The organism is Pseudomonas sp. 65/3-MNA-CIBAN-0223 (assembly GCF_040310425.1).
In the GTDB taxonomy this organism is placed as follows: domain Bacteria; phylum Pseudomonadota; class Gammaproteobacteria; order Pseudomonadales; family Pseudomonadaceae; genus Aquipseudomonas; species Aquipseudomonas gregormendelii.
In genome coordinates this window covers 125,899-150,747 of the sequence record NZ_JBEOPV010000004.1, presented here as the reverse complement: position 1 = coordinate 150,747, position 24,849 = coordinate 125,899, and the positions used below count along the sequence as shown (strand labels likewise).

The window sequence follows — 24,849 nt, the reverse complement described above, 5'->3', positions numbered from 1 at the left end:
GAATTTCTCTTTTTCTTATGATTTAACAAGTGGTTTCAAGGATTTTCGAAAACTTAATCAATCAGGCTTGCGAGCAGACGCGCGCCAATGCGGGCGGTTCGGTTTTCGATATCAAGTCTGGGGTTGAGTTCGGCGATGTCGGCCATGCGCAATTTACCGCTGGCTTTGGCATAGCGCGCCAGATGCTCGACGATTTGCATGTCCACGCCATGGGCAGACGGCGCACTGACGCCGGGCGCCTGGCTAGCGGGCAGAACATCGAGGCAGATGGTCATGTAGAGGTAATCGACGTCTTGCAAAAAATCATCGATGAATCTTTCGCAGGCGGTAACGTCCCAGCTGTTCATCTCACGGTCGAGGCGAAAACGCACATTCAGCCGCTGCGCCTGCTCGAACAGTGCCTGAGTATTGTTGAGCTGACTAACACCCAGGCAGCCGTAAGTGAAGGGCATTTCAGCGCGCTGGCAATACTCGGCGATCTGGCGAAAAGGAGTGCCTGAACTGCTTTGTTCGGCAAGGCGCAAGTCAAAATGCGCGTCGAAATTAAGTACACCGATACGGGCCTTCGCCGTGCGTTTGCGCAAGTGATCGGCCAGACCGCTAAAACTTGCAAAAGCGATTTCATGGCCACCACCCAGCCCCAGCGGTAAATGTCCCTGGTCGAGCAACTCGCTGACGTGGTGGGCGTAGCTCTGCTGTGCGCCTTCGAGGTTGCTGTCGGTACAACTCACATCGCCGGCGTCATACAGCGGCGCGTGGCCGTGCCACGCCAGGTTGGCTAAAGCCTTGCGCAGTTCTGTCGGGCCTTGGCGTGCACCGGTGCGGCCCTGGTTGCGTTTGACCCCTTCATCACAGGCCAAACCAACCAGTGCGACACCCGCAGGCTGGTTTTGCGCAAAGGGTTTGACCCATTGGTGCCAGCGCAGCGCGCCTTGCCCTTCGGCGTCGTCAATGCGACCCGTCCACAATGGCATGTCAGGAACAACGGTCATGTTTGAAACTCCAGTCAAATTCAGTCGAGCCGGGCGCTCAGACGCAGCGCCACATCCCGGGTCCAGCGGATCAGGCGTTCAGTGCGCTGTTGAGCCCGGAAGGCAGGGGCCATGAGGCTGATAGCGCCTTGCAGGCGGTCGCGGCTGTCGATCAAAGGCGCACTGCCCCCCCAAATGCCGTCGTCGATTTCACTTTGACTCACGGCGTAACCGGCAGCCCGGATCTCGGCAAAACTGCGCTGATAGGTCGCAACTTCGCCGCTGTCGACGCCTTGGGCCAGCAGCGCCGACAGGCTTTGCGCCTCATCCATGTGCGCCAGCAACACCCGCGCCGAAGCGCCCACCAGCAATGGTTGCGCCAACCCCTTTTGGTAGCAGCAGCGCAGCGGTTGCGGGCTGTCGATCAGCTCAATGCAAATGGCCTGACCGTTACTGGGCACCATTAACGCAACGCTTTCCTGGGTTTGCTCGGCCAGGCGCTTGAGCTCGGGCTTGGCCAACGTCACCAACACCGCTTCGCGGTCGAACTTTTTGGCCAGTTGCAAACAGGCAGGCCCCGGCAAGTAGCGGCCGTGGCCGTTTTCTTCGGCCAAGCCCCAGCGCAGGAGGGTTTTTAGATGGCGATAGATGCTGCTGAGCGGCTGGGCCAGCTGCTCGGACAGCTCTTTGGCGGAGATCGCCTCGCCGGATTGCCCCAGGGTTACGAGGATTTGCAGCAAGCGATCGGTTGGCGTGTTGTAGTTCATTGTTGGCCCCATGCTATTGCCTGCATGGTGGCACGATGTTTCTCATTAACTGAAACAGGTTTCCCACTCAGTGGGAACAATCAGCCATATAACGATCAGCGGTCGCTCATTCGCATTCTTGCAGGCATAAAAATGCGGGAGCGAAAAACATAGCGGGGGGACGGACAGGAGAAAAAAACAACAGAAACCTTTTTATCGAATGGAGGCCGTGGGGCTTTCAAACAAGCCGAGGAGATCATTCTGGATCAACGAGATTCTGTATTGGCCGATGATAAATTTGAGCGAGCGTTGCGGCTCACCAGAGGGAAGAAGACTCGTCAGACACGTGCTTCACGATCAAGAACATCAGCTACCCACTGATTGATACTCTTGTTAGCAAGCTGTGCTTTTACAGCGACTGTCGCGTGCAGCGCTGGAGCGAGACGCAAACTCAGGTTTCCCGAATAGGATTTCTGCGGTGCGCGGCCGAGCTTCGCGCACGTTTCCAGATAGTCTGTGATTGCCTCTTCAAATGCTGAGCGAAGTTCGCTGACCGATTCGCCGTGAAACCCAACGACATCCCTGATGCCAGCAATGTGACCTACAAAAAGGCCGTCTTCATCGCTGTATTCGATCCGGGCAGCGTAGCCCTGATAATTCATAACGTTCACGGGTTAACTCCTGCTTGTTCAAGAAAAGCCCGAACACCCCGCACCTGGTAGGGCTTTGCTTCGTTGCCCGGATGCGGCCGATGAAAAGTCGCGACCACACCGCTGAGTTCAAAGCGTACCCGCGACCCGCTTCCCTCAACGATCCTGGCGCCAGCTGCGACCAGCAAGGATTCGACCCGGGCCCACTCCAGAGTGTTGGGCGTAGGTCTTGAGAAGACCACTCTGAGCGTACTGAGCTAAGAATATCGGGGTGACTCTCGGCGTAGTTGTAGGCAAAATCCGAGAGTTGCGTACGAATCTGCTTTGCTGCGTGTTTCAGCAGGCTAGCGCCTTGATGGCGTGGGTTGCGTCGGTATACCCTCATGAGATCGCTGGAAATCCAGCGATCGGGCTTGGTAACCCGACGAGTTGCGCAACAGCGCCCCCTTCACATTTTCCTGGCGTCTTGACGCCTGAATATCTGTGTTATGGCGGTTGTGCGCGGGACGCTTTCGAGCGTGCCGGTCTCCGTGACTCCCGGTTTACCAACCTGCGCACAGCTGCCACCCATTCGCTTGGTAACGAAAATGGCAGCTCCCCAAGTCACGGAGCTAGACATGGAAACTATAAATCCGCACAAACGAAGTCTTCCCCCTCAACGTAGTTCCAAATCCTATCAGACCTCTCGGCTCGATCCCGCCTCTCTTACTGAAGGGGGTGGCAGATGAGCGACAAACCCGAACTGACGACCATTGGCCTCACTCCGTTCCACTATTGCGACAACCAGCCGCTGTTTCGCGTAAACCCCGGCGTTCCTATTGGTAATGCTCTGGCCCAAGCTTCTGATCTGTTGTACCTGGCCAAGCTGTTGACTGCCAACGCTGCTAATGACAAGGAGACAGATAGAAACGCTTGGGCAGCTCACCACCTGACCACCATGAGCAAAGCAGTAGTGGATGATGTACATAAGGTGTTGCGGAGGTGGCCACCGGTGAATACCGATGGTTAACCCTCGCTAGTAGACGGCCTACTAACGTCCGAGGAAAACCTGGAGAAACGAAAAAGCCCCGTAACTTCTCAGCTACGGGGCTTTTTCTATGTAAAGGCGGAGAGATAGGGACTCACCATAAAGAATATTTTCGACCAACAAACGCCGTATTGCGGGGAACTTATCTCGATAAGTAGTAGAAATGAGTAGAACAATTCGCTGTACCACTCCCCTCCTTACGGCATTCCAATGTAGTGGTCTGGTGCGGAACATCAAATCTCTGTTGGCTGAAGAAGAGTTGATTAAGATTCGCCAACGTACAAAAGATGGATTAGCAGAACTGAAGAAGGACGCTGCCAATGGTGACGCTGTAGCTCAAGCCAAGATTGCACGCCGGGATGCTGGCCGTGAGGCTGCTTGGGCTGTTGGTAATGGTGCTGCTGTACACGCTAAGGCAGTTAACGCCAACAACCGTGCAAAGTCATTGGAAGCAGAACTGAAAGCCTGTTTGTACGATGGTCAACCAACATTCGCCGCTATTGCCAAATGCTTAAACGCTAAAGGCATCACCACCGAACGGGGAAGTGCATCCCAGCCCATGACAGTGAAGCGCCTGATGGAACGCCTGCAACTACCGCTTGCAAGCCAGTCTCAGAAGGCAAGAGAGGCACACTAACATCAACAGCAGACGTCGCCTGATGATCGGCTCTCAACGTGTCCTACTGAGGCTGTAGAGTCTTGGAGGGGCTCAGGGTTATTTCTGAAAATCAGACATTTCCCACTGGGACGCTCGCACACCGCTTAACACCTCACGCTTAAACCGCAGTCTCCAAACGCCCCCGCCTGTATTACTTTTCCCAGCCTGAAATCAGGAACAAGCCCAAGGTGCGTGCTCCTCGCGGCGCGGGGGATGGGTTTTGGTGTAGAAACTACCTTAGAGAATTTCAGCGCCCAAAGATATACTCTCTTGCTGGAGTATCGTTTTAAACCTTTCCCGGCAAACTGTAGCTGATAGCTCGTCTGGGTCGCTCACCGAGATACTCAGAATGTCGTCAATCAGATTTACGTCAGCTGTTTCAAACACATTTCTAGCGTCCTCAGCACATGCTTTTATTTTCATGTCTAGCTCATCTTGCGACAGGTCGTCGTAGTGAAATTGGTGTAGTTTAAAACTGTAGGTTTTCATAGTGATCTCTAGTGCTTATTCGTGATCGACACAGTGTATCCGGCCTTGACTTCACTATCAATCACATGAACTCTCCTACTTATATCTAATCACATACGGGCTTTACAAAGCCCATCCAGCTTCCATAACACAGCACCCCTTTTATTATTTCCTACGATTGAATCTCAGAGCACTTGCAACTGCTCGACGGGATGGGTTTTCGTGCAGAAAAAGTCTTCTCATTTTCCGGTTATCGCCTTGACTAATTCTCTAACTCGTCGCAATAAAAAGCACCAAGCATACGGAAGTGTGAACACTCCCAGAAGCAGTACAGCAAGTAGCTGACTCCAGAAGAAGTAATCTCCATGCTTCCAATAGCTCTGCACAATTTCCTGCTGTATGCCTAACAACTTCGTAGAGCCTATTAGCTCAGTAGGTTCACACACTAAAGGATCATCTTGATACTTGAGCCATGGCCCTTTAGGCGACGCTTCAATCATTTCTGTTTCGCACTTCACAACTAGAGCATCCAGTGCGGATTGCTCCTGTTCATCTAGAGCGTAACCCACCGCCAGTACGATCAAGCTAAAAACCAAACCAAGGAAGAAGATCTTTGCTGGCTTGCTCATAATCTACGCCTTTATGCAGCGGATGTGGAAGCATTAGAAAAACGTCCAACCCTTTATCATTTAGGAATCAGTAGATAGGCAAGATAGCTATTTACCAAAGCACCTATAATAGTTGCCAGCCATGATACTACTGACACACCGTACTTAGAATGGAGAGACTGTTTGCCTTTGCTCATTCTGATAGTGGCGTTCGGGATGTACGACATGTGCAACCATTCTATAATCCTTATAGTAATTACAAATACCACCACGAAGCCTGCCCTTTTCCAGAATGACTGGATATCTACAATCACAACCAGCATGGCGAAGAATGCTAGCTGAGTCAGGCTAACGCCATGCTTTTTGAAATTTGTTACCAGATTCCTCCTTCTCTTATTAAGTTCATCCAGCAAAACCCTAGCTTTTCCCTCAACCCAAATCTCACGCACACCTTGAACAACAATCTTACTTACACCATGCTCAACCAGTTCAATGATGACCATCTTGTTCACACCAAACTCATCCGGCTCCTGTATGAACAATTTCAGATAATTCAGTTCATCAAGGCCATCAATTGCAGCTTCGAAATCAGCACCATACTTAGTGACCTCTGATCCACCGTTGCGGTATGTGATAATCAGCCGTCCACCTGAATTGAAATCTTTCTTCACTATTTCGATCAGTGACAGCACAGCCTCTCTATCTAAATTCAAAGCACCTAGAGTATGGGTGCGTGTGTAAAACTGTTCGATTTCTACGTCTGAGGTCGAAGCATTGAGGGTTTTAGACCCACCATGAGGATGTGCAATAAATGGCCCACCTGAACCTACTGTAGTGGTCCATTCGCCTTTTAGACTGCCCTCTGGAGTAAGTATTGCGTCAACCGTTAAATCACCAAAAACCACGCCCTCAATTACAGTCGCCGTCTCCCCTGTTATATGAATGCCGTCTTTGAACGTGCCTGTCACGTTGTACACGACGATGCCATACTGCTCATCTTGAAATCGAACTACCCCCTCAAGCTCTTCCTCATCCTTAGAAAAGGAGATAGCAAGGTTTCCAGTGTTCGTACCAAATGCCCTGCCTGCCCAGCTTTTCCCTAAATGTGCCATTACTCGCCCCCAGCCTTTATTATTGTTCAACTGTAGCCTTTTCTACCATCTTAGCAATTTTGGTTCGAATCTTATCTGCTGCATCAGTTTTACCCTTCATTCACTGTGCGTACAGCACTCACTGGTGAGTTCACACCAACAGCAGTACACCGTGAAATGATCGCTCTCAACGTGACCTTCTAAGCCTCTAGAGGCTCACAGGAGGCACAGGGTTATTCTAAATTTAGTCAGCTTTCTGGTTAGGCAGGTCGCACATCGTTAAGCACCTCACTTACAAAACCCGCTTTCTGAATGTCAATCGCTCTGTATTACTTTTCAGGCTGAGAAACCAAGCTTCATAAACATGAGGCTGAAAATTTTGGCGCGGGATAGGGTTTTCATTGCCTTTTATCCTTCAGGTATTCGCTGGCTCCGAAGTAGCCTTGGTTAACTGGGTCTACGCTGAAGTCATTTTCCACGTCATCAATAAGATCATTTTCTGTACGGGGCCAGCTTGCAAATTTGTAGACGACATAAACAGAACGCTTTTCGAGTTTATTGCTGACCTTTCTATGGTGCTCGGCACCACTGGGGCCAGTGAAAAAGCCGGGCTGAATGGTTTCGGGACAGTTCTTCTGGTCGAGCTTTGCCATAAACTTTGACCGAATCACTTTCTCCGAGGCAGCATGTACGGTGCGCATACTTTCACTTGTAATACGGGCCGAGAGTTGTTTTGCAGTGAGTATAAGTCTGGCCGATTCAAGCCATGCCACTCTATCGCTCCGAATCCGACCAGTTTCAGAATCGTTCAATATTACTAGTGCTTCTTCTAGGCACTGTAGAGCCTGTCTATTGTAGACCTCGTCATCTCGCGTCTCTTTGTCCAGTTCGATACTTGCAAGCTGAGCTTTGATGCCGTCGCCCTGTTTTTTGATAGTTACAATCACTGCTACAAAGCCAAAGATTGAAACAATCGTAGATAACACACCTCCAAAGTAATCTCCAAAGCCCCCCCAAGAAGCCGGGTCTTTGCTGAATGTGGAGTTATAGAAAGTGTATGCCCACGGTACTATGACAATTGCCACACTTACAGCGACTGCTGCAAAAATCCCTATAATAAACTTCTTGTCCATTAGCTGTGTTCTCTGCTTTGACCGACGCTTGATTTAGATACACGTTTGTGCGGGATGTTGAGAGGTTGTCACAGTGACCCTGACATCAGTTTATGAGATTCAACTTTGCCCGCCAACTCAATCCACCAATCCTGCTCGAATTGCTTCAACATCCCACCCACGAAGATTGTGTCCTTGTTGAACGACTTGATGTCACGCGGCTTGGCTTCTGTGTCCTTTGCCACACACATCACCAGATAGCAGGGAGCGCCCATGCGGATCATTTCAACGTGGGTTTTTCGCTCGGTGTATCCGAAGTTGCTGCTGTCGCCGCCATACTTCTCCAGATGCGTTAACTGGACATACCGAACACCATCGTGCGTCTCGCACCGATCCTGCCACACTCGTAGAAACACAGCCCCATCATCCCTCACAGCTCCCCAAGACTGCCTCATCATGCGCAGTGGAGCCTTCAGGGCAGAGAAGAATTGTGTGATAGACCTTGCACTCATTCCGCATCTCCATCGCTAGCCGGTGTGCCGGTCATTTGTCGTGCTTGAAACTCTGGCAGATCACGTCTAAGTCATCCCACGGCGTGCAGTGCTGCCCAGCATGCCCAAAACCCGGAAGGTGCTCAAAAGCCTTTATCCGGTCAGTCTCAGTCTGCTGGGACTGGCATGTCTTGCAGGACACAACACCACCAGCAAGTCGCCAGCGCGTGCTCCAAGTGATTAAATCTTCGTTTGCGGTCATGACGTTACCCGATTCCTTCGCCCCCTCATATCCGAGTAGATGCCACCACATTATCTTCGTTCATTGCCGCATTGGCGTGTGCGAGATGTGCCCCGTCAACCGTGCCGAGTCCCTTCAGGCTAAACTGGATCACTACCACGCAAAAGGAAGTGAACATGAGTGACGCATGGAACCTGGAGGCGCTGAGGGCACAGGTCAAGATTCTCCAGCCTGACACAAGCAAAAGGCTTGTTCAGATCATCAATTCGCTTGGTCGATCACGGGATATCTTCGAGTACCACAAGTGCCTCGCCCGCGATGCCTTCACCGCATTCAACGCCGAAAACGACCCCCATGGAATGAGTTTTGCCCATCGAATTCTTGGAGGTGGTGACGACGACGGCGTCGTTCATGAAGCTGGCTTAATCAGTGAAGCTAACCTGATCGCCTGCATTGCAATCACTCGCAATTCGTACGACAGCTTTGGGCAATTACTGAATGGCCTTGTGGTGCCCGTGCCGCTGAAACGCAATTTCTACATCCAAGATGTAGAAGCCGCCCTTCCGGCTGGAGAGCTTAAAAATCGCCTGAGTGACGCTCTCACATCAGAGTGGTTTGGGTACACACACGCCTTCATGAACAGGGTCAAACATCATCAACTGATCGTTCACAATGCGTCCATTTCATTCATCGATGACAACAGGGGAGGTAAGGTCGAAGGCTTTAGGCACAAGGAGAAGGACTACCCGGCGTGCTGGGTTCGGGAGGCGCTGGAGGGAACCGTGGAGCTTCAGAATTCGCTACGGGCATGCGGTGTACTGCTCAATCGCCTGTACCTTGGGGGAAATCCGGCAAAAACTGCTGCGCTTAGTAGTACAACTGAGTAACACAACTGAAAAAGAAAAACCCCCGTAACTCATTGAATTTCAGGGGTTTTCTGGATATGGCGGAGAGATAGGGATTCGAACCCTAGGTACCGGTGAAGGTACAACGGATTTCGAATCCGTCCCATTCGGCCACTCTGGCATCTCTCCAACGGCGCGCATCATAACAACACTTTCGCCGGATGCGAAGCCCCTAAGCGAAATATTTCTGTGGTATCAGATGCTTGCGTCGATTAAAGCGGTACGCCCAGACGGTTGGCGACTTCTTCGTAGGCTTCGATGACGTCACCGAGGCCCTGGCGGAAGCGGTCCTTGTCCATTTTCTTGCCGGTGGCCTTGTCCCACAGGCGGCAGCCGTCCGGGCTGAACTCGTCGCCCAGGACGATGGAGCCGTCGCTGAACACGCCGAATTCCAGTTTGAAGTCGACCAGCAGCAGGCCGGCGTCGTCGAACAGTTTGCTCAGCACTTCGTTGACCTTGAGCGACAGTTCTTTCATGCGAACCAGTTGCTCGGCGGTGCCCCAACCGAAAGCCACCACGTGGGATTCGTTGATGAACGGGTCGCCCTTGGCGTCGTCCTTCAGGAACAGTTCGAAGGTGTAAGGGTTGAGCTTCATGCCCTCTTCAACGCCCAGGCGCTTGACCAGGCTGCCGGCGGCGTAGTTACGCACGACGCACTCGACCGGGATCATGTCGAGTTTTTTCACCAGGCACTCGTTGTCGCCCAGCAGCTTGTCGAACTGGGTCGGCACGCCGGCGGCTTCGAGTTTTTGCATGATGAAGGCGTTGAACTTGTTGTTCACCATGCCCTTGCGGTCGAGCTGTTCGATGCGCTTGCCGTCGAACGCCGAAGTGTCGTTACGAAACAGCAGGATCAAGCGGTCAGCGTCGTCGGTCTTGAAAACCGATTTGGCTTTGCCGCGGTAGAGTTCTTCACGTTTTTCCATGATGGGCTCCGCTTGCTAAGTAGGTGGGCTAGGCGATGTGTCGCCAGTCGAGCCCTGAATCTTGATCGGCCAGTTGCAGCCAGTCCGGGTCGCACCCGAGGGTGTCGACAAAACATTGCCGGGCCAGCTGCGGCAGGTTGTTCTTGCTGCTCAGATGGGCCAGGACCAGGTGTTGCAGGCCTTGCCAGCCCAACTCGGACACCAGGAATGCCGCCTGGTGGTTATTCAAATGTCCCAGTTCGCCGCCCACCCGCTGCTTGAGAAAGTACGGGTAGTGACCGCGAGCCAGCATGTCACGGCAATGGTTGGACTCGATCATCAATGCATCGAGGTCCTTGTAGCCATCCAGCACCCTGTTGCAGTACGACCCCAGGTCGGTCAGCAGGCCGAAGCGCCGCTCACCATCGCTGAACACGTACTGCGTCGGTTCCTGTGCATCATGGGCCACGGCAATGACGCCGATGCTCAGTGCGCCGATCTGCAGTTGCTCGCCGCCGGCCAGCAGGCCAGCAGGTTCAATGGGTTTGCGCATCCCGCGCAGGGTACCGCGACTGAGGTAGACCGGCAGATTGTAGCGCCGAGACAGCAAACCCACGCCATGCACGTGGTCGGCATGTTCGTGGGTCACGAGTATCGCGCTCAGCTGCGCCGGGTTCACACCCAGGCGCAACAGGCGTTTTTCGGTTTCCCGCAGGGAGAAACCACAATCCACCAGCACATACGTATCAGCGCTGGCTATCAGCGTGCCGTTCCCTTGGCTACCGCTGCCGAGAACGGCAAAACGCATGAGATCAGCCCAGGTTGTCCTGAATCACGCTCAACACTTTGCGCGCCACATCTGCTGGCGCCACGGTGTTGATGTTCTTCTCGACGGTGACCTGGACGTTTTCACCCACCTTGCTCAGGCGAACCTGATAACGCTCGGCGCGGGCTTCAACTTCTTCCTTGTTCGGCGCGCTGCCGAACAGGCTGCTGAAGAAACCAGGCTTGTCGTCTTTCTTCTCGGCCTTTTCAGCCAGGTTGATGTAGTACAGGCCCAGGCTGCGGTTGATGTCTTCCACTCGCCATTCGCCCTGTTCCAGCGCACGACCGACACTCGACCAGGCGCGGTCCAGGTCGTTGCCGATGTTCAGGACCGGGTTGCCGCTGCCGTCTTCGCTCAGGCTGACGCGGCTTGGCGTATCGAAATCACGCGAAGCCAGCATGGAGACCGAACCGCCCTTCTCGGAGATACGGCTCATGCTCGCGAGCATGTCGTCGACCAGTGCCGCGTCCAGGCCGGTGTTGACCGAACGGTTGGTGAACTCGACATCGGCAGTGCTGCCCGCAGGACGTTCGGCGCTGACCACGTAGATTTCACTGGTATTGCGCTGCACGCCCGGCTCGATGCGCACCCGCACGCGGGTTTCGCTGTCGCTACCGACACCGGCAGCGCTCAGGCGCTTGGCCATGGCGGCGGACAGTTCGTCGGAATGCTGCCAGGTGGTGGTGAATTCGCCGGTTTGCGGGCGCTGTTCGTCCAGGCGGAAGCCGTTGTCCTGGAAGAACTGCACGGCCACTGGCCAGGCTTCTGCCGGTGGGTTCTGCGCGACGATCCAGCGGGTATCACCACTCTTCTGCAACGAGTAGGCACTGGCGTCAGCCGCTGCGGTCAGCGGTTGCGGACGAGGCACGACGTACTCGCCCTTGACGGAGTCATCGGCCACGTTGCGCGGGATCGGCAGCAACGGGTCCAGGCGCTTGGCGGTGGTGACATCCGGTGGCAGTTGCATCGGTGCAGTCTGTTGCGCTTCCAGGTAATCGCTACCACGGTCACGGAAATAACCTTCCGGGCCCCAGACCCATCCACAGCCACTGGTGCTGGAGATGATCACGGCTAGTGCGGAAAGTCCGGCCAATCGCTTCATGCGTAGTACTTCCTCAATTAAACCAGGACGCCGGACTGGCGCATGGCCTGCCGCAGCGGTTCGTGACAGGCAGTGCTGAGCCAGGTGAGCGGCAGACGGATACCGTCCGGCATCAAGCCCATTTCATGCAGCGCCCATTTCACGGGAATAGGGTTGGATTCGATGAACAGGGTTTTATTGAGTGGCATCAGCTTTTCGTGAATGGCGCGGGCCGTGACGGCGTCGCCTTTCAGAGCGGCATTGCACAGGTCGGCCATGGCGCGCGGGGCCACGTTGGCGGTCACCGAAATGTTGCCCTTGCCGCCCATCAGGATCAGTTCGACGGCGGTCGGATCATCACCCGAGATCACCAGGAAGTCTTCGCTCACGCCATCGAGGATGGCCTTGGCACGAGACAGGTCGCCGGTGGCTTCCTTGATGCCAATGATGTTCTTCACGGTCGACAGACGAATCACCGTGTCGGCCTGCATGTCGCACGCGGTGCGGCCAGGCACGTTGTAGAGGATCTGCGGAATGTCGACAGCTTCGGCGATGGCCTTGAAGTGCTGGTAAAGGCCTTCCTGGGTCGGCTTGTTGTAATACGGCGTCACCAGCAGGCAGGCGTCGGCACCCGCGGTCTTCGCGTTGGTGGTCAGCTCGATGGCTTCGCGCGTCGAGTTGGCGCCCGTACCGGCGATCACCGGAATGCGCCCCGCAACCTGCTTCACCACGAAACGAATCACTTCGATGTGCTCGTTCACGTCAAGGGTGGCCGATTCACCTGTAGTGCCGACCGCCACGATGGCGTGGGTGCCGTTTTGCAGGTGAAAGTCCACCAGTTTGCTCAGGCTGTCCCAGTCGAGACGACCCTGCGCATCCATGGGTGTGACCAGTGCCACCATACTGCCCGCAATCATGCAACCGCTCCTGCCGGAAAAAGAGAGCGGTAATGGTACTGGCGCCAAGATGCTTGTACAAGCGAAGTACTGCGCTGCTGCCATTCCCCTTGGCGCCGCTTTTCGCTACCCTTCAGACTTTGATCGGTACTGATAAGCTCGTACGCCGGGTTCCAGCCTCCGTTTTCGGCATCATAAGCCCCGATCCAGCGTTGCCACCCTTCGCTCTTGCCTCAATAGAGCACGTTGCAACCTGCCATCGGGTTTTCTGAATTCGCATCCGCAGGCTCGTGCACGGTAAAAAAGCCCGTTGAGGTATCGACCGCTCATCGCTTTAGGAATGCTGCATGTCCACCCCCACAGTTCGCGAACAATTCCTTGTCATCAGTGCCCTCGGCGCCAACCCTATGGAGCTGACTAACGTCCTGTGCCGCGCCAGCCATGAAAATCGCTGCGCCGTGGTCACCTCCCGCCTGACCCGTCATGGCGAGTGCAGTGCGTTGGTCCTCGAGATCTCCGGCAGCTGGGACGCCCTGGCTCGCCTCGAAGGCAGCCTGTCGGGCCTGGCCAAGAAGCACGCCTTCACCGTCAACGTAGTGCGCAGCGCAGCCCTGGAGAATCGTCCTCAGGCACTGCCGTACGTCGCCTACGTCAGCTCCGCCTATCGCTCGGACATCATCAACGAGCTGTGCCAGTTCTTCATGGACCATAACGTCGAGCTGGAAAACCTGACCTGCGACACTTATCAGGCGCCTCAGACCGGCGGCACCATGCTCAACGCCACATTTACCGTGACCCTGCCTGCCGGCGTGCAGATCAGCTGGTTGCGCGATCAGTTCCTGGATTTCGCCGATGCGCTGAACCTGGACGCACTGATCGAACCGTGGCGCCCACAGAACCCAATGTAAGGAAGCTTTTCATGGCCGTTGCCATCGACCAACCGGTTGCCGACTTCGAAGCACCCGCCACCAGCGGGCAAACCGTCAACCTCGCCAGTCTCAAGGGCAAGCAGGTGGTGATCTACTTCTACCCCAAGGACAGCACGCCTGGCTGCACGACCCAGGGCCAGGGCTTCCGTGATCAGCTCGAGGCGTTCAAGGCGGCCAATACCGAAGTGTTCGGTGTGTCTCGCGACAGCCTCAAGTCCCATGAGAACTTCAAGGCCAAGCAGGCTTTCAACTTCGAGCTGATCAGCGACAAGGAAGAAGCGCTGTGCCAGCTGTTTGATGTGATCAAGCTGAAGAAGCTGTATGGCAAGGAGTACATGGGGGTGGATCGCAGCACTTTCCTGATTGATAAGGACGGTGTGCTGCGCCAGGAGTGGCGTGGTGTGAAGGTGCCGGGGCATGTGGATGCGGTGTTGGCGGCGGCTCAGGCCTTGAATAAAGCGTGACCCTTGAAAAGATCGCAGCCTTCGGCAGCTCCTACAGAGAAATTTGCGAGCTCCTGTAGGAGCTGCCGAAGGCTGCGATCTTTTACAGTTTAAAGCAGCGGCGCCACCACCGGCTCCTTGCGCGGCCACGCATCCAACACGGCCTTGAACAGCGTCGCCAGGGGGATCGCAAAGAACACCCCCCAGAAGCCCCACAACCCGCCAAACAACAACACTGCGCAGATGATCGCTACCGGATGCAGGTTCACCGCTTCCGAGAACAGCAGCGGCACCAGCACGTTGCCGTCCAGCACCTGGATGATGCCGTAGACTGCCATCAGGTAGATGAACTGATCGCTCCAGCCCCACTGGAACAGCGCAATCAGCAAGACCGGCACCGTCACCACCACGGCGCCGACGTAGGGCACAACCACCGAGACGCCGACCAGCAACGCCAGTAGCGCTGCGTAGTTGAGGCCCAGCACCACGAAGCCGATGTAGGTCGCACCGCCGCAAATGAAAATCTCGATGACCTTGCCGCGGATGTAATTGGCAATCTGCCGGTTCATTTCATGGGCCACGCGGGTGATCAGCGCCCGCTCCCGAGGGAGATAGCCGCGGACCCATTCGCCGATCATTTCCCGGTCCTTGAGGAAAAAGAACACCAGGATCGGCACCAGGACCAGGTAGATCATGATGTTCACCAGCAGCGGCAGGCTCGACAGCGAGAACGTCAGCGCCCACTGGCCGAAATTGCCGATCTCGCCCCGTGCCACTTCAATCGCCCGTAACACCTGCTCGTCCGATACCAGATGCGGGTAGCGTTCCGGCAGCAGCAACAGCAACGACTGCCATTTGGCGAGCATGCCGGGCAGCTCGTTGAACAGGGTGATCAGCTGGTGCCAGAGCAACGGCACCACGACGACGATAAACACCAGTAACACACCCATGAACAGCGCGAACACCAGGCCCACCGCAGCGGCGCCGGGTACGCGCAGGCGTTCAAGCGTTACCACCAGGCCCTGCATCAAATAAGCCAGCACCATGCCTGCAAGCACAGGCGCGAGCATCCCGCCCAGGGTCAGGACTGCGGTAAATGCCAGGAACAGCAGCACCGCCAGCACCACGGCTTCTTCGTCGGAGAAATAGCGCTGAATCCAGTCGCGTAACACTTTGAACATCAAAAATCCTTAAGAAACGAACCCAACGCAATTCAGGCTTTTTTCAACCAGTAGCGGTACACGCCTGCTTCATCTTCTTCGCGAAGCAGCGTATGACCGGCCAATCGGGCAAAGGTGCGAAAGTCGCGCTGCGACCCCGCATCCGTGGCGATGACCTTGAGTACTGCGCCGCTGGCCAGGCGATTAAGTTCGAGCTTGGCCTTGAGCAGCGGCAACGGGCAACTCAGGCCGCTGGCGTCCAGCTCGGCATCATGGGCTACAGCTTCAGTCATTGCATCACTCCGGGTCTGGCGGTTGAACGGCTTAGAATATCTGGTCCGAAGGCAAGTGTCCGGCTACAGTAAGGTCTTTGTCGACTAAGGCTTTGTGCATGACCTTTCTGCGCCCTACCCTGCTGACGCTCGCTTGCCTGCTCGCCTCACCGGGCTTCGCCGACGACCTGCCGTCACTCGGCGACGCCAGTTCTGCCATCGTCTCGCCGCAACAGGAATACCAGCTGGGCCGCGCCTGGCTCGCCCTATTGCGCAGCCAGGTCTCGCAACTCAACGACCCGCAGCTCAAGGATTACGTCGAATCCAGCGTTTATCGCCTGGTGGAAACCAGCCAGGTGAATGACCGGCGCCTGGAGTTCATCCTGATCAACAGTCCGCAGCTCAACGCCTTTGCGGCGCCCGGCGGGATTATCGGGGTCAACGGTGGCCTGTTCCTCAATGCCCAGACCGAAGGCGAATACGCCTCGGTCCTCGCGCACGAATTGGCTCACTTGTCGCAGCGCCATTTCGCCCGTGGCGTTGAAGCGCAACAGCGCATGCAGGTGCCCATGATGGCCGCGCTGCTGGCCGGGATCGTGATCGCTGCAGCCGGTGCCGGCGATGCCGGGATCGCCGCAATTGCTGGCAGCCAGGCGGCGGCGATCCAGGAACAGCGCCGCTTTTCCCGCCAGAACGAACAGGAAGCCGACCGCATCGGCATTCTCAATCTGGAAAAAGCCGGTTACGACCCGCGCTCGATGCCCAGCATGTTCGAGCGCCTGGGGCGCCAGTACCGCTTCGACGCCAAGCCCCCGGAATTCCTCCTGACTCACCCGGTCACCGAATCGCGCATCGCCGATACCCGTAACCGGGCCGAGCAGGCTAAAGCCGGCGGCATCGAAGATACGCTGCGCTACCAGCTGATTCGTGCCCGCGTGCAACTGGTTTACGAAGAAACCCCGGGCCTGGGTGCCAAGCGTTTTCGTGCTCAGCTGGAAGAGAATCCGAAAAGCGACGTTGCCCGTTATGGCCTGGCAATCGCCCAGATCAAGGGCGGCCAGCTGAACGAAGCGCGGGAGAATCTCAAGCTGCTGCTGGCCAAGTCGCCCAACGAGATCATCTACAACCTGGCGCAAGTGGACCTGGACATCACCAACAATCGCCTGGCAGATGCCCAGGCGCGGGTGGACCGGATGCTTACCCAGTACCCCGGCAACTACCCGCTGAACCAGGTGCGCGTTGACCTGCTGCTCAAACAGAACCGCGCAGCCGACGCCGAGAAGGCGCTGGAAGGCCTGCTCAAGTCCCGCCCTGATGATCCGGACGTGTGGTACCAGGTGGCAGAAACCCGCGGCCTGTCGGGCAACATCATCGGCCTGCATCAGGCGCGTGCCGAGTACTTTGCACTGGTGGGCGACTATCGCCAGGCCATCCAGCAACTGGATTTCGCCAAGCGCAAGGCAGGCAGCAACTTCCCGCTGTCGTCGCGCATTGATGCGCGTCAGCGTGAGCTGATGGAACAGGAACGAATGGTCAAGGACATGATGGGCTAAGCGGCCCGAGCATCAATCTGCGCACATAAAAAAACCGCCTCTCTCGAGGCGGTTTTTCATTCAGCCAACAACCGGTGTTATTCCGCCAGCTTGAAGGTGATGAAGCTGGCACGACCCTGACGCAGGACTCGCATCGACACCGAACGGTTCTTCGGCAGCGCCTTGGCGATCTCGGTGAACTCCTTGGTGGAACCGATCGCCTGGTTGTTCAAGTGAGTGATCACATCATTGGGCTGCAAGCCGATCAGCGAAGCAGGACCGTCCTGGACTTCCTTGATGATCACGCCACCCTTGAGGTCGTAGGTTTTCTTCTGCTCGGCAGTCAGCTCGGCTACCGAGACACCCAGGCGATTGCTGCTGCGCTCGACGCCGGATTTAGCCAGGGTCTCCAGCTCTTTGCCTTCTTCCGGGATCGCGCCAACGATCAGTTCCACATTCTGGCGTTTGCCGTCACGGATCACTTCGAGGTTGGCCTTGGAACCGGCCTTCAGCGCGCCCACCAGGTGCGGCAGGTCCGCAGACATGACGATCGGTTGACCGTTCATGGTGAGGATCACGTCGCCGACCCGCAGGTCACCCTTGGCAGCAGGGCCGTCATCCTGGATCTGCGCAACCAGTGCTCCGGCCGGCTTATCCAGGCCAAACGACTCGGCAAGATCCTTGTTCACTTCCTGAATGACAACGCCCAGCCAGCCGCGGCTGACCTTGCCACCGCTTTTCAGCTGGTTGGACACATCCATGGCCACATCGATCGGGATGGCGAACGAAACGCCCATGAAGCCACCGGAGCGGGTGTAGATCTGCGAGTTGATCCCCACCACTTCACCGTTAAGGTTGAACAGCGGACCACCGGAGTTACCCGGGTTGATCGGCACGTCGGTCTGGATGAATGGCACATAGTTTTCGTTCGGCAGGCTGCGACCAATGGCGCTGACGATGCCTTGGGTCACGGTGTGGTCAAAGCCGAACGGCGAACCGATGGCAACCACCCACTGGCCAGCCTTCAGGTCCTGCGACTTGCCCAGTTTCAGAACCGGCAGGTCCTTGCCTTCGATCTTCAGCAGGGCCACGTCGGAACGTGGATCGGTGCCGACCAGCTTGGCTTTCAATTCGCTACGATCGGCAAGACGCACGAGAATCTCGTCGGCATCGGCGATCACGTGGTTATTGGTGAGGATGTAGCCGTCAGACGAGATGATGAACCCCGAGCCCAGGGATTGCGCCTGCTGGCGATCGCCCCTTGGCGAGCGCGGCGAGCGTGGCTGCGGCATGCCGCGTTCAAAAAACTCGCGCAGCATGGGCGGCAGGCCTTCGAGGTCGGGCATGTCCTCGGCAGATACTTTGCGGTCCGGCAATTTTTGCGTGGTACTGATGTTGACCACAGCGGGCGAGGCTTGCTCGACCAGTTGGGTAAAGTCAGGCAACTCGACCGCCTGTACGGCGACGGCCTGCCCGAGCACCAGCACAGTGGCGACAATGGAAAGGTAAGACTTCAAGCGTGGTATCGACATACGGCTCCCGTTACAACGAGCATGATTAAGCGATATGGAGCAAGGAACACCGGGAAAGATACGCCGGTATTTTTGTTCCGGGAACAACAAACAAGGCCAGAGCCGAGAGGCTGTGACCTATAAAAAATTCTGGAGTGTTTTGCAAACTGAAATGCTCACGAAACATTTCGCTATCGACTCACTACTTGGCTGCAGTGGCATCAGTGCGCATGGACAGCGCGATTCGCTCAGCGGTGCCAATCGGAATCTCACCGACGACCGTTACCATGATTTCGCCCTCAGGCGTGGTCAAGCGCCGCGAAACCGCCACAGTAGGCCCCAACTGCGTGCGTGTGTCAGTCACGGTTGCACCGTTCAGAGGTTCCAGGAATACCGAAAATCGAGACAGGCCGTCGTCATACATCAGGCTGCTGACCTGAGTCTTCGTCTGGAGATCCTTGTGTGCAGAGCTGCTGACCAGTTCAAACCCAGGCGGCAACCAATCCGAACGCCAGGCTTGCGCAACGTTCGCTGCAGAAGTCTTGTCGCCATCGGCGACAATCATCTTGCAGTCGGCGCCCGCTTGCAAATCACTGTCGGAAGGTACGTCGGAAGTATTGAGCTGGGTGAACTGGAAGCGTTCCAGCAACTGCCCCTTATCATTCAACAACAATGATTTGAGTGGCAGGCCGGTTTCCTTATCAAGATGCAGCTCGAAACCGTAGCGATGCTGATCCCGCGGCGTCAGCGCAACAATCACTGCTGGACGCCCGGCCACACGCGATTTGCCGATCACGGCAATTTCATACCAGTTCTTGAGCTTTTGTGGATCAAGTGCACGAGCAGCAGACTTGGAGGATTCCCCAAGCCCTGCAATCAGGGTGCCGCTGACGCATTGAGTACGCCCATCAACACGTACGACTTCCTGAGCCGAGCCGTCGAGCTGGAGTAGACGCTCGCGGACCTTGCCATCCTGGACACGATGCCAGATGTTGTGGGTAGAAAAACTACCGTTACGCTCGTAGACAAAAGTACCGTTAAAGCTTTGCATCTGCTCGGCATGGCCCAGCCGGGTCAACCAGTCCTGGGCTTCATCCGCGTGGGCTGGAACAATGAACCAGCCACTGAGCAGAAGCGAAAGTAGAGGTATGGCGCGCATGATCCTCCTTAACGGTTTTCCAGGCTTGCTGCACGAGCGTATGGCAGTGCGCTTTCAGTACCTTTTAACGCAGCTTCCTGAGCGTGTTGGCGCAGGTAGGTCGGCAGACGCTGGTCGTGCCAGCCTGGCTGACCTTGCAGCACGCCATTGGCCATAGGGCCATTCGCTTCAGAACTTTCACTATAGCCTGCCAATACCGCTGGGCCTTTGACCTGAGGAACGGCCAAGCCAGGCTGGTTGGACTGCTGTGCCAATTCCACACCGGCGATCTCGTCCTGGTTGTACAGGCGAACACCGGCCAGAACGGCCACGGTCACGGAGGCAGCTACTGCCAGGCGACCCAGGCTACGCCATGGACCACGGGTGGCTTTTGCCGGTACGGTTTCGTCAGCCAAGGCTGCCGAGACGGCCGCCGCAATATCCAGGCGTGGAAGCAGCAGATCCTTGTGCATGACTGCCCGAGCGATTTGATAACGAGCCCAGGTTTCACGGGTTTCAACATCGTCGAAGGCATTCAACACCCGACGCAATTCCAGTTCGTCCGCTTCGTTATCCATCACTGCGGACAGCGATTCCTGCAGGGCTTCACGACTCATGGCGTTCCTCTCTTGGCTGTCGCCGCTGTCTTTAGTTTTCCTGCAACAACGGCTGCAGGGCTTTATCGATGGCTTCCCGAGCGCGAAAAATCCGGGAGCGCACGGTACCCACCGGACATTGCATGACTGCTGCAATGTCCTCGTAACTCAGACCATCGAATTCACGTAAAGTTAAGGCCGTACGCAAATCTTCTGGCAGTTGCTGGATGGTCCGATGGACGGTGCCTTCGATCTCATCCCGCAGCAATGCGCGTTCTGGGGACTCGAGATCCTTCAGGCCATGATCGCCATCGTAGAACTCTGCATCTTCGGAACTGACATCGCTATCCGGCGGCCGGCGGCCGCGTGAAACCAGATAGTTCTTCGCCGTGTTAATGGCGATGCGGTAAAGCCACGTGTAAAACGCGCTGTCTCCGCGAAAATTACCAAGTGCACGGTACGCCTTGATAAAGGCTTCCTGTGCCACATCCTGGGCTTCATGGGTGTCGTGCACGAAACGCACGATCAACCCGAGAATTTTGTGCTGATACTTCAGCACCAGCAGATCGAAAGCTCGCTTGTCGCCACGCTGAACGCGCTCGACCAGCTGCTGATCCTCTTCCTGGGTTAGCATGAACACTCCTCGATAAGCTCGAAGGAGGCTTGCATAACTAAACGACCAGACTTGCAAACATAGACTCGGGCTTTTCGCAAAAGTTCTCCCCCTCCAAGCAAGTTTCCTGCGGGCTCTGATTTGGCACGCACGAAAAGCGCAGCGCGGGTCAACCCGGCTGCGCGAATAATCTTGTCGCCGGATTCACGTGGCAGGCCTCTGAACACAGATCCTGCACTGAAGCCGACACTGTCCCTTGAATCGGGCAACGGTCTATTGATCTTGGCACTTTGGCAAAAGTTCCAATTATTTATAGCCTTGCACCAACAGCAATGGGCGAATTCGAGCAGAAAACGACTGTTAAATCCACGATACAGTCATGCTGTCGCCGAACCGGTGAAAAAACCATCCGACGAAGCGTCCGACTTTTCCTGTCATCGTAGTTTCACAATGCCATGCCGCCTCGGCTATTGTGCCGCTCCCCCCCTCTATATACTAGTGGGCTGTGTGGCTGCCTTGACTTGCCGTTGCGGAGTCTTGCGCCAACCCCGACTCGGGTCGCTTTGTGCGGAATTCTGAAATGAGCCAACAGTTTCAACACGATGTTCTGGTAATAGGCAGCGGCGCTGCAGGCTTGAGCCTGGCGCTGACCTTGCCTGGTGATTTGCGCATCGCCGTTTTGAGCAAGGGCGACCTCGCCAACGGCTCGACATTCTGGGCCCAGGGCGGGGTCGCTGCAGTGCTGGACGATACCGATACTGTCGAATCCCACGTTGATGACACCCTCAACGCCGGCGGCGGGTTGTGCCATGAAGATGCCGTGCGTTTTACCGTCGAGCACAGCAAGGAAGCCATTCAATGGCTGATCGACCAGGGCGTGCCCTTTACCCGTGACGAGCAGTCGGGCACTGAAGATGGCGGATTTGAATTCCATTTGACCCGCGAAGGCGGTCACAGCCATCGGCGCATCATCCACGCCGCCGATGCAACCGGCGCTGCAATTTTCCGCACCCTGCTCGCCCAGGCCCGGCAAAGACCGAACATTGAACTGCTGGAACAGCGGGTGGCGGTCGACCTGATCACCGAAAAACGCCTGGGCCTGGCCGGCGATCGCTGCCTGGGTGCCTACGTGCTCAACCGCGGCACCGGGGAAGTCGACACCTACGGTGCGCGGTTTGTGATCCTCGCGTCTGGCGGTGCCGCCAAGGTCTATCTCTACACCAGCAATCCCGATGGCGCCTGCGGTGACGGGATTGCAATGGCGTGGCGCTCGGGCTGCAGGGTGGCCAACCTGGAGTTCAACCAGTTCCATCCGACTTGCCTGTATCACCCGCAAGCCAAGAGCTTTCTGGTGACCGAAGCCCTGCGCGGCGAAGGTGCGCACCTGAAACTGCCCAACGGCGAACGTTTCATGCAGCGTTTCGACCCGCGTGCCGAACTCGCGCCCCGGGACATCGTGGCACGGGCCATCGATCATGAAATGAAGCGCCTGGGGGTGGACTGCGTCTACCTGGACATCAGCCACAAGCCGGAAGCGTTCATCAAGAGCCACTTCCCGACAGTCTACGAACGCTGCCTCGAATTCTCCATCGACATCACCAAACAGCCGATCCCCGTGGTACCGGCTGCGCACTACACGTGCGGCGGGGTGATGGTCGACCAGCACGGTCGCACCGATGTCCCGGGCCTGTATGCCATCGGCGAAACCAGCTTCACCGGGCTGCACGGCGCTAACCGCATGGCCAGCAACTCGCTGCTGGAATGCTTTGTGTACGCACGGTCAGCGGCGGCGGACATTATCGAACAGTTGCCTGCAGTATCGATCCCGATCGACCTGCCGGTCTGGGATGCCAGCCAGGTCACCGATTCGGACGAGGACGTGATCATTGCGCACAACTGGGATGAACTGCGCCGTTTCATGTGGGACTACGTCGGCATCGTGCGCACCAACAAGCGTCTGCAGCGCGCCCAGCACCGGGTACGTTTGCTGCTTGATGAAATCGACGAGTTCTACAGCAACTATAAAGTCAGCCGGGACCTGATCGAGTTGCGCAACCTGGCCCAGGTGGCCGAGCTGATGATCCGCTCGGCCATGGAACGCAAGGAAAGCCGCGGCCTGCACTACACGCTCGATTACCCGAACCTGTTGCCGGTGGCGCTGGACACTATTCTGGTGCCGCCCACCTACGTCGACTGAACCTCAACCGCACCCGCAGGCGGCGGTGCACATCTACCGCCTGCGAATCCCGGGGTACGCACACTGATCGGACCCTTCTCTCGCCTCGCAGGCGAAAGCGCAACACCACGATCAGTGGCAGCGCCAGGCTGTCCGGGCGCAACTGCACCGGCTGCCAGCCCCTGGCCTCATTCCACAACTGCCAGCCATCGGCATCTCGACGCAGCCCGCGAAACGCCTGGGGATGACTCAACAGAATCTGCCTAGGCAAGACCCACGCACCGTGGGCCACGCACAGCAGCACCCCAAGCGCAGTGGCCCAGAGTGGAATGGAGAGCAGGAACAACGAAACCAGCGCGAGCAGCTGCGCCAGCAGATAGGCCGCCAGCAGCTGCCGTGAGGCGTGCCAGCGGCATTCAAACAGGTTACTTGGGCTGGACACGATCCAGGATCATCCGGACCATGCGCTGCAGCTCCGGGTCTTCCGATTCAGCGCGTTCCATGAACCAGCCGAACATGTCCTGGTCTTCACACTCGAGCAACCGGACGTAGCAGTCGCGGTCGACTTGGTTCAGATGCGGATAAACCTCTTTGACGAAGGGCACCAGCAACACGTCAAGTTCAAGCATGCCGCGGCGGCTGTGCCAGTAGAGGCGATTGAGTTCAACATTTTCGACCATGGAGCGCTCCTCAAATAGGCCGCAAGTATACAGCCCCATGCCCGGCGGGACACTCGGCTTTGGTCGGGCGCGATCAGGCTTTTGTAAACTACCCATTTCGAGGGCACACCCTTATGATGTCCTCCAGACTCTTTACCCTGCGATGACTCATGGCCGATTCTGCTTTTTTCTGCACCCTGTCTCACGAAGGCGTACTCGCGGTCCGAGGCGCGGACGCCAGTAAATTCCTGCAAGGCCAGTTGACCTGCAACCTCAACTACCTGAGTGATACCCAGGCCAGCCTGGGCGCGCGCTGCACGCAAAAAGGCCGGATGCAATCGAGTTTCCGCATCCTGCTGGAAGGTGACGGCGTGCTCATGGCCATGGCGAGCGAACTGCTGGAGCCGCAGTTGGCGGACCTTAAAAAATACGCCGTGTTTTCCAAATCCAAATTGACCGACGAAAGCGCCGCCTGGGTCCGCTTTGGCCTGGAGCATGGCGACGCTGCACTGAACGCGCTGGGTCTAGACCTGCCGGCAGTCACCGACAGTGTCGCGCGCCACGGCGGTCTCGTCGCCATCAGGGTTTCGCCTGACCGCGCCGAACTCTGGGTGGCTGCCAATCAGGCCGCTGCCGTGAAGCAACAGCTGGCTGCCGTACTGGCTGAAGGCGAACTCAATCAATGGCTGCTGGGCCAGATTCGCGCCGGGATTGGCCAGGTCATGGCGGGCACCCGCGAGCTGTTTATCCCGCAGATGCTGAACCTGCAAGCCATCGGTGGGGTGAGTTTCAAGAAAGGTTGCTACACCGGCCAGGAAATCGTCGCGCGCATGCAGTACCTGGGCAAGCTAAAGCGCCGCCTGTATCGCCTGCAACTGAGTGGCGATGCATTGCCGGAGCCCGGCGCGCCGCTGTTTTCCCCCAGCCACGCCAGCGCCATAGGCGAAGTGGTGATCGCGGCACAGGCAGGCCAAGACATTGAACTACTGGCCGTATTGCAGGCCGAAGCAGCGGAAGGTGGTGATGTTCACCTGGGCAGCCTCGAAGGGCCTGCCCTGACCTTGCTTGACCTGCCTTACGAGCTGGATCGCGACCGCGAAATCCAGCGCTAAAGGCAGCACCTCTCGCAATACCCTCCTGGATA

At 56.6% G+C, this 24,849-nt stretch carries 29 protein-coding genes and 1 tRNA gene; 8 read left to right on the top strand and 22 right to left on the bottom strand.

All coding sequences use genetic code 11. The annotated features are described in order from the left end of the window. Positions 1-53 precede the first annotated feature (53 nt). The 4 genes from hutG to AAEZ09_RS05740 all read right to left on the bottom strand — a co-directional run bounded on the left by hutG (position 54) and on the right by AAEZ09_RS05740 (position 2,609). Positions 54-992, bottom strand: coding sequence for a formimidoylglutamase (gene hutG / locus AAEZ09_RS05755; protein ID WP_350598547.1), 939 nt, complete (start codon positions 990-992; stop codon positions 54-56). Positions 993-1,012: 20 nt separating this feature from the next. Beyond that, the gene (locus AAEZ09_RS05750; protein ID WP_350598546.1) at positions 1,013-1,738 is read right to left on the bottom strand and encodes an IclR family transcriptional regulator; all 726 of its coding nucleotides are present in this window, start codon (positions 1,736-1,738) and stop codon (positions 1,013-1,015) included. Positions 1,739-2,055: 317 nt separating this feature from the next. Continuing rightward, the gene (locus AAEZ09_RS05745) at positions 2,056-2,388 is read right to left on the bottom strand and encodes a type II toxin-antitoxin system HicB family antitoxin (protein ID WP_350598544.1); all 333 of its coding nucleotides are present in this window, start codon (positions 2,386-2,388) and stop codon (positions 2,056-2,058) included. Further along, positions 2,385-2,609, bottom strand: coding sequence for a type II toxin-antitoxin system HicA family toxin (locus AAEZ09_RS05740; RefSeq protein WP_350598543.1), 225 nt, complete (start codon positions 2,607-2,609; stop codon positions 2,385-2,387). Before AAEZ09_RS05740 ends, AAEZ09_RS05745 begins: the two co-directional genes overlap by 4 nt. 482 nt (positions 2,610-3,091) lie before the next feature. On the opposite strand from AAEZ09_RS05740, the gene AAEZ09_RS05735 reads away from it, so the two are divergent. Beyond that, the gene (locus AAEZ09_RS05735; protein ID WP_350598540.1) at positions 3,092-3,376 is read left to right on the top strand and encodes a DUF3077 domain-containing protein; all 285 of its coding nucleotides are present in this window, start codon (positions 3,092-3,094) and stop codon (positions 3,374-3,376) included. 241 nt (positions 3,377-3,617) lie between these two features. Further along, a complete protein-coding gene (locus AAEZ09_RS05730) occupies positions 3,618-4,031 on the top strand; it encodes a hypothetical protein (protein ID WP_350598538.1) in 414 nt (137 codons plus the stop codon). Positions 4,032-4,289: 258 nt separating this feature from the next. Here the strand turns inward: AAEZ09_RS05730 and AAEZ09_RS05725 are convergent, their stop codons facing one another. The 5 genes from AAEZ09_RS05725 to AAEZ09_RS05705 all read right to left on the bottom strand — a co-directional run bounded on the left by AAEZ09_RS05725 (position 4,290) and on the right by AAEZ09_RS05705 (position 7,843). After that, positions 4,290-4,541: a hypothetical protein gene (locus tag AAEZ09_RS05725; RefSeq protein ID WP_350598536.1), complete on the bottom strand. Its 252-nt coding sequence runs from the start codon at positions 4,539-4,541 to the stop codon at positions 4,290-4,292. Positions 4,542-4,759: 218 nt separating this feature from the next. Beyond that, positions 4,760-5,149, bottom strand: coding sequence for a hypothetical protein (locus AAEZ09_RS05720; RefSeq protein WP_350598534.1), 390 nt, complete (start codon positions 5,147-5,149; stop codon positions 4,760-4,762). A 56-nt stretch (positions 5,150-5,205) separates the two neighbouring features. Continuing rightward, positions 5,206-6,270, bottom strand: coding sequence for a hypothetical protein (locus AAEZ09_RS05715; RefSeq protein WP_350598532.1), 1,065 nt, complete (start codon positions 6,268-6,270; stop codon positions 5,206-5,208). Between the two features lie 347 nt (positions 6,271-6,617). Continuing rightward, complete coding sequence (locus AAEZ09_RS05710) at positions 6,618-7,352, bottom strand: hypothetical protein (protein ID WP_350598530.1); 735 nt, start codon at positions 7,350-7,352, stop codon at positions 6,618-6,620. Between the two features lie 68 nt (positions 7,353-7,420). Beyond that, positions 7,421-7,843 (bottom strand): hypothetical protein, encoded by a 423-nt coding sequence (locus AAEZ09_RS05705; protein ID WP_350598528.1) that lies wholly within the window; start codon positions 7,841-7,843, stop codon positions 7,421-7,423. Between the two features lie 396 nt (positions 7,844-8,239). On the opposite strand from AAEZ09_RS05705, the gene AAEZ09_RS05700 reads away from it, so the two are divergent. Beyond that, the gene (locus AAEZ09_RS05700) at positions 8,240-8,950 is read left to right on the top strand and encodes a hypothetical protein (protein WP_350598526.1); all 711 of its coding nucleotides are present in this window, start codon (positions 8,240-8,242) and stop codon (positions 8,948-8,950) included. Positions 8,951-9,007: 57 nt separating this feature from the next. On the opposite strand, the gene AAEZ09_RS05695 is transcribed toward AAEZ09_RS05700, so the two are convergent. The 5 genes from AAEZ09_RS05695 to dapA form a co-directional block, all read right to left on the bottom strand. After that, positions 9,008-9,097: transfer RNA gene (locus AAEZ09_RS05695), tRNA-Ser, on the bottom strand. A gap of 83 nt (positions 9,098-9,180) precedes the next feature. Next, on the bottom strand, positions 9,181-9,894 hold the full coding sequence (gene purC / locus AAEZ09_RS05690) for a phosphoribosylaminoimidazolesuccinocarboxamide synthase (protein WP_008034929.1): 714 nt from the start codon (positions 9,892-9,894) through the stop codon (positions 9,181-9,183). A 28-nt stretch (positions 9,895-9,922) separates the two neighbouring features. Continuing rightward, complete coding sequence (locus AAEZ09_RS05685; RefSeq protein ID WP_045058765.1) at positions 9,923-10,681, bottom strand: MBL fold metallo-hydrolase; 759 nt, start codon at positions 10,679-10,681, stop codon at positions 9,923-9,925. Positions 10,682-10,685: 4 nt separating this feature from the next. After that, positions 10,686-11,801 (bottom strand): NlpB/DapX family lipoprotein, encoded by a 1,116-nt coding sequence (gene bamC / locus AAEZ09_RS05680; protein ID WP_045058766.1) that lies wholly within the window; start codon positions 11,799-11,801, stop codon positions 10,686-10,688. A gap of 17 nt (positions 11,802-11,818) precedes the next feature. Beyond that, positions 11,819-12,697, bottom strand: coding sequence for a 4-hydroxy-tetrahydrodipicolinate synthase (dapA, locus tag AAEZ09_RS05675; protein ID WP_045058767.1), 879 nt, complete (start codon positions 12,695-12,697; stop codon positions 11,819-11,821). A gap of 326 nt (positions 12,698-13,023) precedes the next feature. Between dapA and AAEZ09_RS05670 the strand changes: the two genes are divergently transcribed. Continuing rightward, a complete protein-coding gene (locus tag AAEZ09_RS05670; RefSeq protein WP_045058768.1) occupies positions 13,024-13,584 on the top strand; it encodes a glycine cleavage system transcriptional repressor in 561 nt (186 codons plus the stop codon). 11 nt (positions 13,585-13,595) lie between these two features. Beyond that, complete coding sequence (locus tag AAEZ09_RS05665; RefSeq protein ID WP_045058769.1) at positions 13,596-14,069, top strand: peroxiredoxin; 474 nt, start codon at positions 13,596-13,598, stop codon at positions 14,067-14,069. An 89-nt stretch (positions 14,070-14,158) separates the two neighbouring features. Here the strand turns inward: AAEZ09_RS05665 and AAEZ09_RS05660 are convergent, their stop codons facing one another. Together AAEZ09_RS05660 and AAEZ09_RS05655 are read right to left on the bottom strand one after the other, a co-directional pair. After that, entirely contained in the window at positions 14,159-15,229 is a 1,071-nt protein-coding gene (locus AAEZ09_RS05660; RefSeq protein WP_350598522.1) for an AI-2E family transporter, read from the bottom strand. A gap of 32 nt (positions 15,230-15,261) precedes the next feature. Further along, complete coding sequence (locus AAEZ09_RS05655; protein ID WP_045058771.1) at positions 15,262-15,501, bottom strand: sulfurtransferase TusA family protein; 240 nt, start codon at positions 15,499-15,501, stop codon at positions 15,262-15,264. A gap of 98 nt (positions 15,502-15,599) precedes the next feature. Here AAEZ09_RS05655 and AAEZ09_RS05650 point away from each other — a divergent pair, with 98 nt between their 5' ends. Continuing rightward, the gene (locus AAEZ09_RS05650) at positions 15,600-17,033 is read left to right on the top strand and encodes a M48 family metalloprotease (protein WP_045058772.1); all 1,434 of its coding nucleotides are present in this window, start codon (positions 15,600-15,602) and stop codon (positions 17,031-17,033) included. Between the two features lie 77 nt (positions 17,034-17,110). Here AAEZ09_RS05650 and AAEZ09_RS05645 read toward each other — a convergent pair whose 3' ends face one another. The 4 genes from AAEZ09_RS05645 to rpoE all read right to left on the bottom strand — a co-directional run bounded on the left by AAEZ09_RS05645 (position 17,111) and on the right by rpoE (position 20,891). After that, positions 17,111-18,544 carry a DegQ family serine endoprotease gene (locus AAEZ09_RS05645; RefSeq protein WP_045058773.1) on the bottom strand — a complete coding sequence of 478 codons (1,434 nt, stop codon included), beginning with the start codon at positions 18,542-18,544 and terminating at the stop codon, positions 17,111-17,113. Positions 18,545-18,725: 181 nt separating this feature from the next. Beyond that, positions 18,726-19,682 (bottom strand): MucB/RseB C-terminal domain-containing protein, encoded by a 957-nt coding sequence (locus AAEZ09_RS05640; protein WP_350598518.1) that lies wholly within the window; start codon positions 19,680-19,682, stop codon positions 18,726-18,728. Positions 19,683-19,690: 8 nt separating this feature from the next. After that, positions 19,691-20,278, bottom strand: a complete 588-nt coding sequence (locus AAEZ09_RS05635) for a sigma-E factor negative regulatory protein (RefSeq protein WP_045058775.1) — start codon at positions 20,276-20,278, stop codon at positions 19,691-19,693. Between the two features lie 31 nt (positions 20,279-20,309). Then, on the bottom strand, positions 20,310-20,891 hold the full coding sequence (gene rpoE / locus AAEZ09_RS05630; RefSeq protein WP_007944079.1) for an RNA polymerase sigma factor RpoE/AlgU: 582 nt from the start codon (positions 20,889-20,891) through the stop codon (positions 20,310-20,312). A gap of 559 nt (positions 20,892-21,450) precedes the next feature. Here rpoE and nadB point away from each other — a divergent pair. Beyond that, the gene (gene nadB / locus AAEZ09_RS05625) at positions 21,451-23,067 is read left to right on the top strand and encodes an L-aspartate oxidase (protein ID WP_350598515.1); all 1,617 of its coding nucleotides are present in this window, start codon (positions 21,451-21,453) and stop codon (positions 23,065-23,067) included. Here the strand turns inward: nadB and AAEZ09_RS05620 are convergent. Continuing rightward, positions 23,036-23,488 (bottom strand): protein YgfX, encoded by a 453-nt coding sequence (locus AAEZ09_RS05620; RefSeq protein WP_082069149.1) that lies wholly within the window; start codon positions 23,486-23,488, stop codon positions 23,036-23,038. The two genes, nadB and AAEZ09_RS05620, sit on opposite strands and share 32 nt — an antisense overlap. Then, positions 23,472-23,726 (bottom strand): FAD assembly factor SdhE, encoded by a 255-nt coding sequence (locus AAEZ09_RS05615; protein WP_045058777.1) that lies wholly within the window; start codon positions 23,724-23,726, stop codon positions 23,472-23,474. Before AAEZ09_RS05615 ends, AAEZ09_RS05620 begins: the two co-directional genes overlap by 17 nt. A gap of 149 nt (positions 23,727-23,875) precedes the next feature. Here AAEZ09_RS05615 and ygfZ point away from each other — a divergent pair, with 149 nt between their 5' ends. Beyond that, positions 23,876-24,817, top strand: a complete 942-nt coding sequence (gene ygfZ, locus AAEZ09_RS05610; protein WP_350598512.1) for a CAF17-like 4Fe-4S cluster assembly/insertion protein YgfZ — start codon at positions 23,876-23,878, stop codon at positions 24,815-24,817. The last annotated feature ends 32 nt before the right edge of the window (positions 24,818-24,849 follow it).

What these genes read in the sequence shown, in the direction of transcription:
- hutG (WP_350598547.1), bottom strand. Translation starts at nt 992, where the DNA reads ATGACCGTTGTTCCTGACATGCCATTGTGGACGGGTCGCATTGACGAC.
- AAEZ09_RS05750 (WP_350598546.1), bottom strand. Translation starts at nt 1,738, where the DNA reads ATGAACTACAACACGCCAACCGATCGCTTGCTGCAAATCCTCGTAACC.
- AAEZ09_RS05735 (WP_350598540.1), top strand. Translation starts at nt 3,092, where the DNA reads ATGAGCGACAAACCCGAACTGACGACCATTGGCCTCACTCCGTTCCAC.
- AAEZ09_RS05725 (WP_350598536.1), bottom strand. Translation starts at nt 4,541, where the DNA reads ATGAAAACCTACAGTTTTAAACTACACCAATTTCACTACGACGACCTG.
- AAEZ09_RS05720 (WP_350598534.1), bottom strand. Translation starts at nt 5,149, where the DNA reads ATGAGCAAGCCAGCAAAGATCTTCTTCCTTGGTTTGGTTTTTAGCTTG.
- AAEZ09_RS05710 (WP_350598530.1), bottom strand. Translation starts at nt 7,352, where the DNA reads ATGGACAAGAAGTTTATTATAGGGATTTTTGCAGCAGTCGCTGTAAGT.
- AAEZ09_RS05705 (WP_350598528.1), bottom strand. Translation starts at nt 7,843, where the DNA reads ATGAGTGCAAGGTCTATCACACAATTCTTCTCTGCCCTGAAGGCTCCA.
- AAEZ09_RS05700 (WP_350598526.1), top strand. Translation starts at nt 8,240, where the DNA reads ATGAGTGACGCATGGAACCTGGAGGCGCTGAGGGCACAGGTCAAGATT.
- purC (WP_008034929.1), bottom strand. Translation starts at nt 9,894, where the DNA reads ATGGAAAAACGTGAAGAACTCTACCGCGGCAAAGCCAAATCGGTTTTC.
- AAEZ09_RS05685 (WP_045058765.1), bottom strand. Translation starts at nt 10,681, where the DNA reads ATGCGTTTTGCCGTTCTCGGCAGCGGTAGCCAAGGGAACGGCACGCTG.
- bamC (WP_045058766.1), bottom strand. Translation starts at nt 11,801, where the DNA reads ATGAAGCGATTGGCCGGACTTTCCGCACTAGCCGTGATCATCTCCAGC.
- dapA (WP_045058767.1), bottom strand. Translation starts at nt 12,697, where the DNA reads ATGATTGCGGGCAGTATGGTGGCACTGGTCACACCCATGGATGCGCAG.
- AAEZ09_RS05670 (WP_045058768.1), top strand. Translation starts at nt 13,024, where the DNA reads ATGTCCACCCCCACAGTTCGCGAACAATTCCTTGTCATCAGTGCCCTC.
- AAEZ09_RS05665 (WP_045058769.1), top strand. Translation starts at nt 13,596, where the DNA reads ATGGCCGTTGCCATCGACCAACCGGTTGCCGACTTCGAAGCACCCGCC.
- AAEZ09_RS05660 (WP_350598522.1), bottom strand. Translation starts at nt 15,229, where the DNA reads ATGTTCAAAGTGTTACGCGACTGGATTCAGCGCTATTTCTCCGACGAA.
- AAEZ09_RS05655 (WP_045058771.1), bottom strand. Translation starts at nt 15,501, where the DNA reads ATGACTGAAGCTGTAGCCCATGATGCCGAGCTGGACGCCAGCGGCCTG.
- AAEZ09_RS05650 (WP_045058772.1), top strand. Translation starts at nt 15,600, where the DNA reads ATGACCTTTCTGCGCCCTACCCTGCTGACGCTCGCTTGCCTGCTCGCC.
- AAEZ09_RS05645 (WP_045058773.1), bottom strand. Translation starts at nt 18,544, where the DNA reads ATGTCGATACCACGCTTGAAGTCTTACCTTTCCATTGTCGCCACTGTG.
- AAEZ09_RS05640 (WP_350598518.1), bottom strand. Translation starts at nt 19,682, where the DNA reads ATGCGCGCCATACCTCTACTTTCGCTTCTGCTCAGTGGCTGGTTCATT.
- AAEZ09_RS05635 (WP_045058775.1), bottom strand. Translation starts at nt 20,278, where the DNA reads ATGAGTCGTGAAGCCCTGCAGGAATCGCTGTCCGCAGTGATGGATAAC.
- rpoE (WP_007944079.1), bottom strand. Translation starts at nt 20,891, where the DNA reads ATGCTAACCCAGGAAGAGGATCAGCAGCTGGTCGAGCGCGTTCAGCGT.
- nadB (WP_350598515.1), top strand. Translation starts at nt 21,451, where the DNA reads ATGAGCCAACAGTTTCAACACGATGTTCTGGTAATAGGCAGCGGCGCT.
- AAEZ09_RS05615 (WP_045058777.1), bottom strand. Translation starts at nt 23,726, where the DNA reads ATGGTCGAAAATGTTGAACTCAATCGCCTCTACTGGCACAGCCGCCGC.
- ygfZ (WP_350598512.1), top strand. Translation starts at nt 23,876, where the DNA reads ATGGCCGATTCTGCTTTTTTCTGCACCCTGTCTCACGAAGGCGTACTC.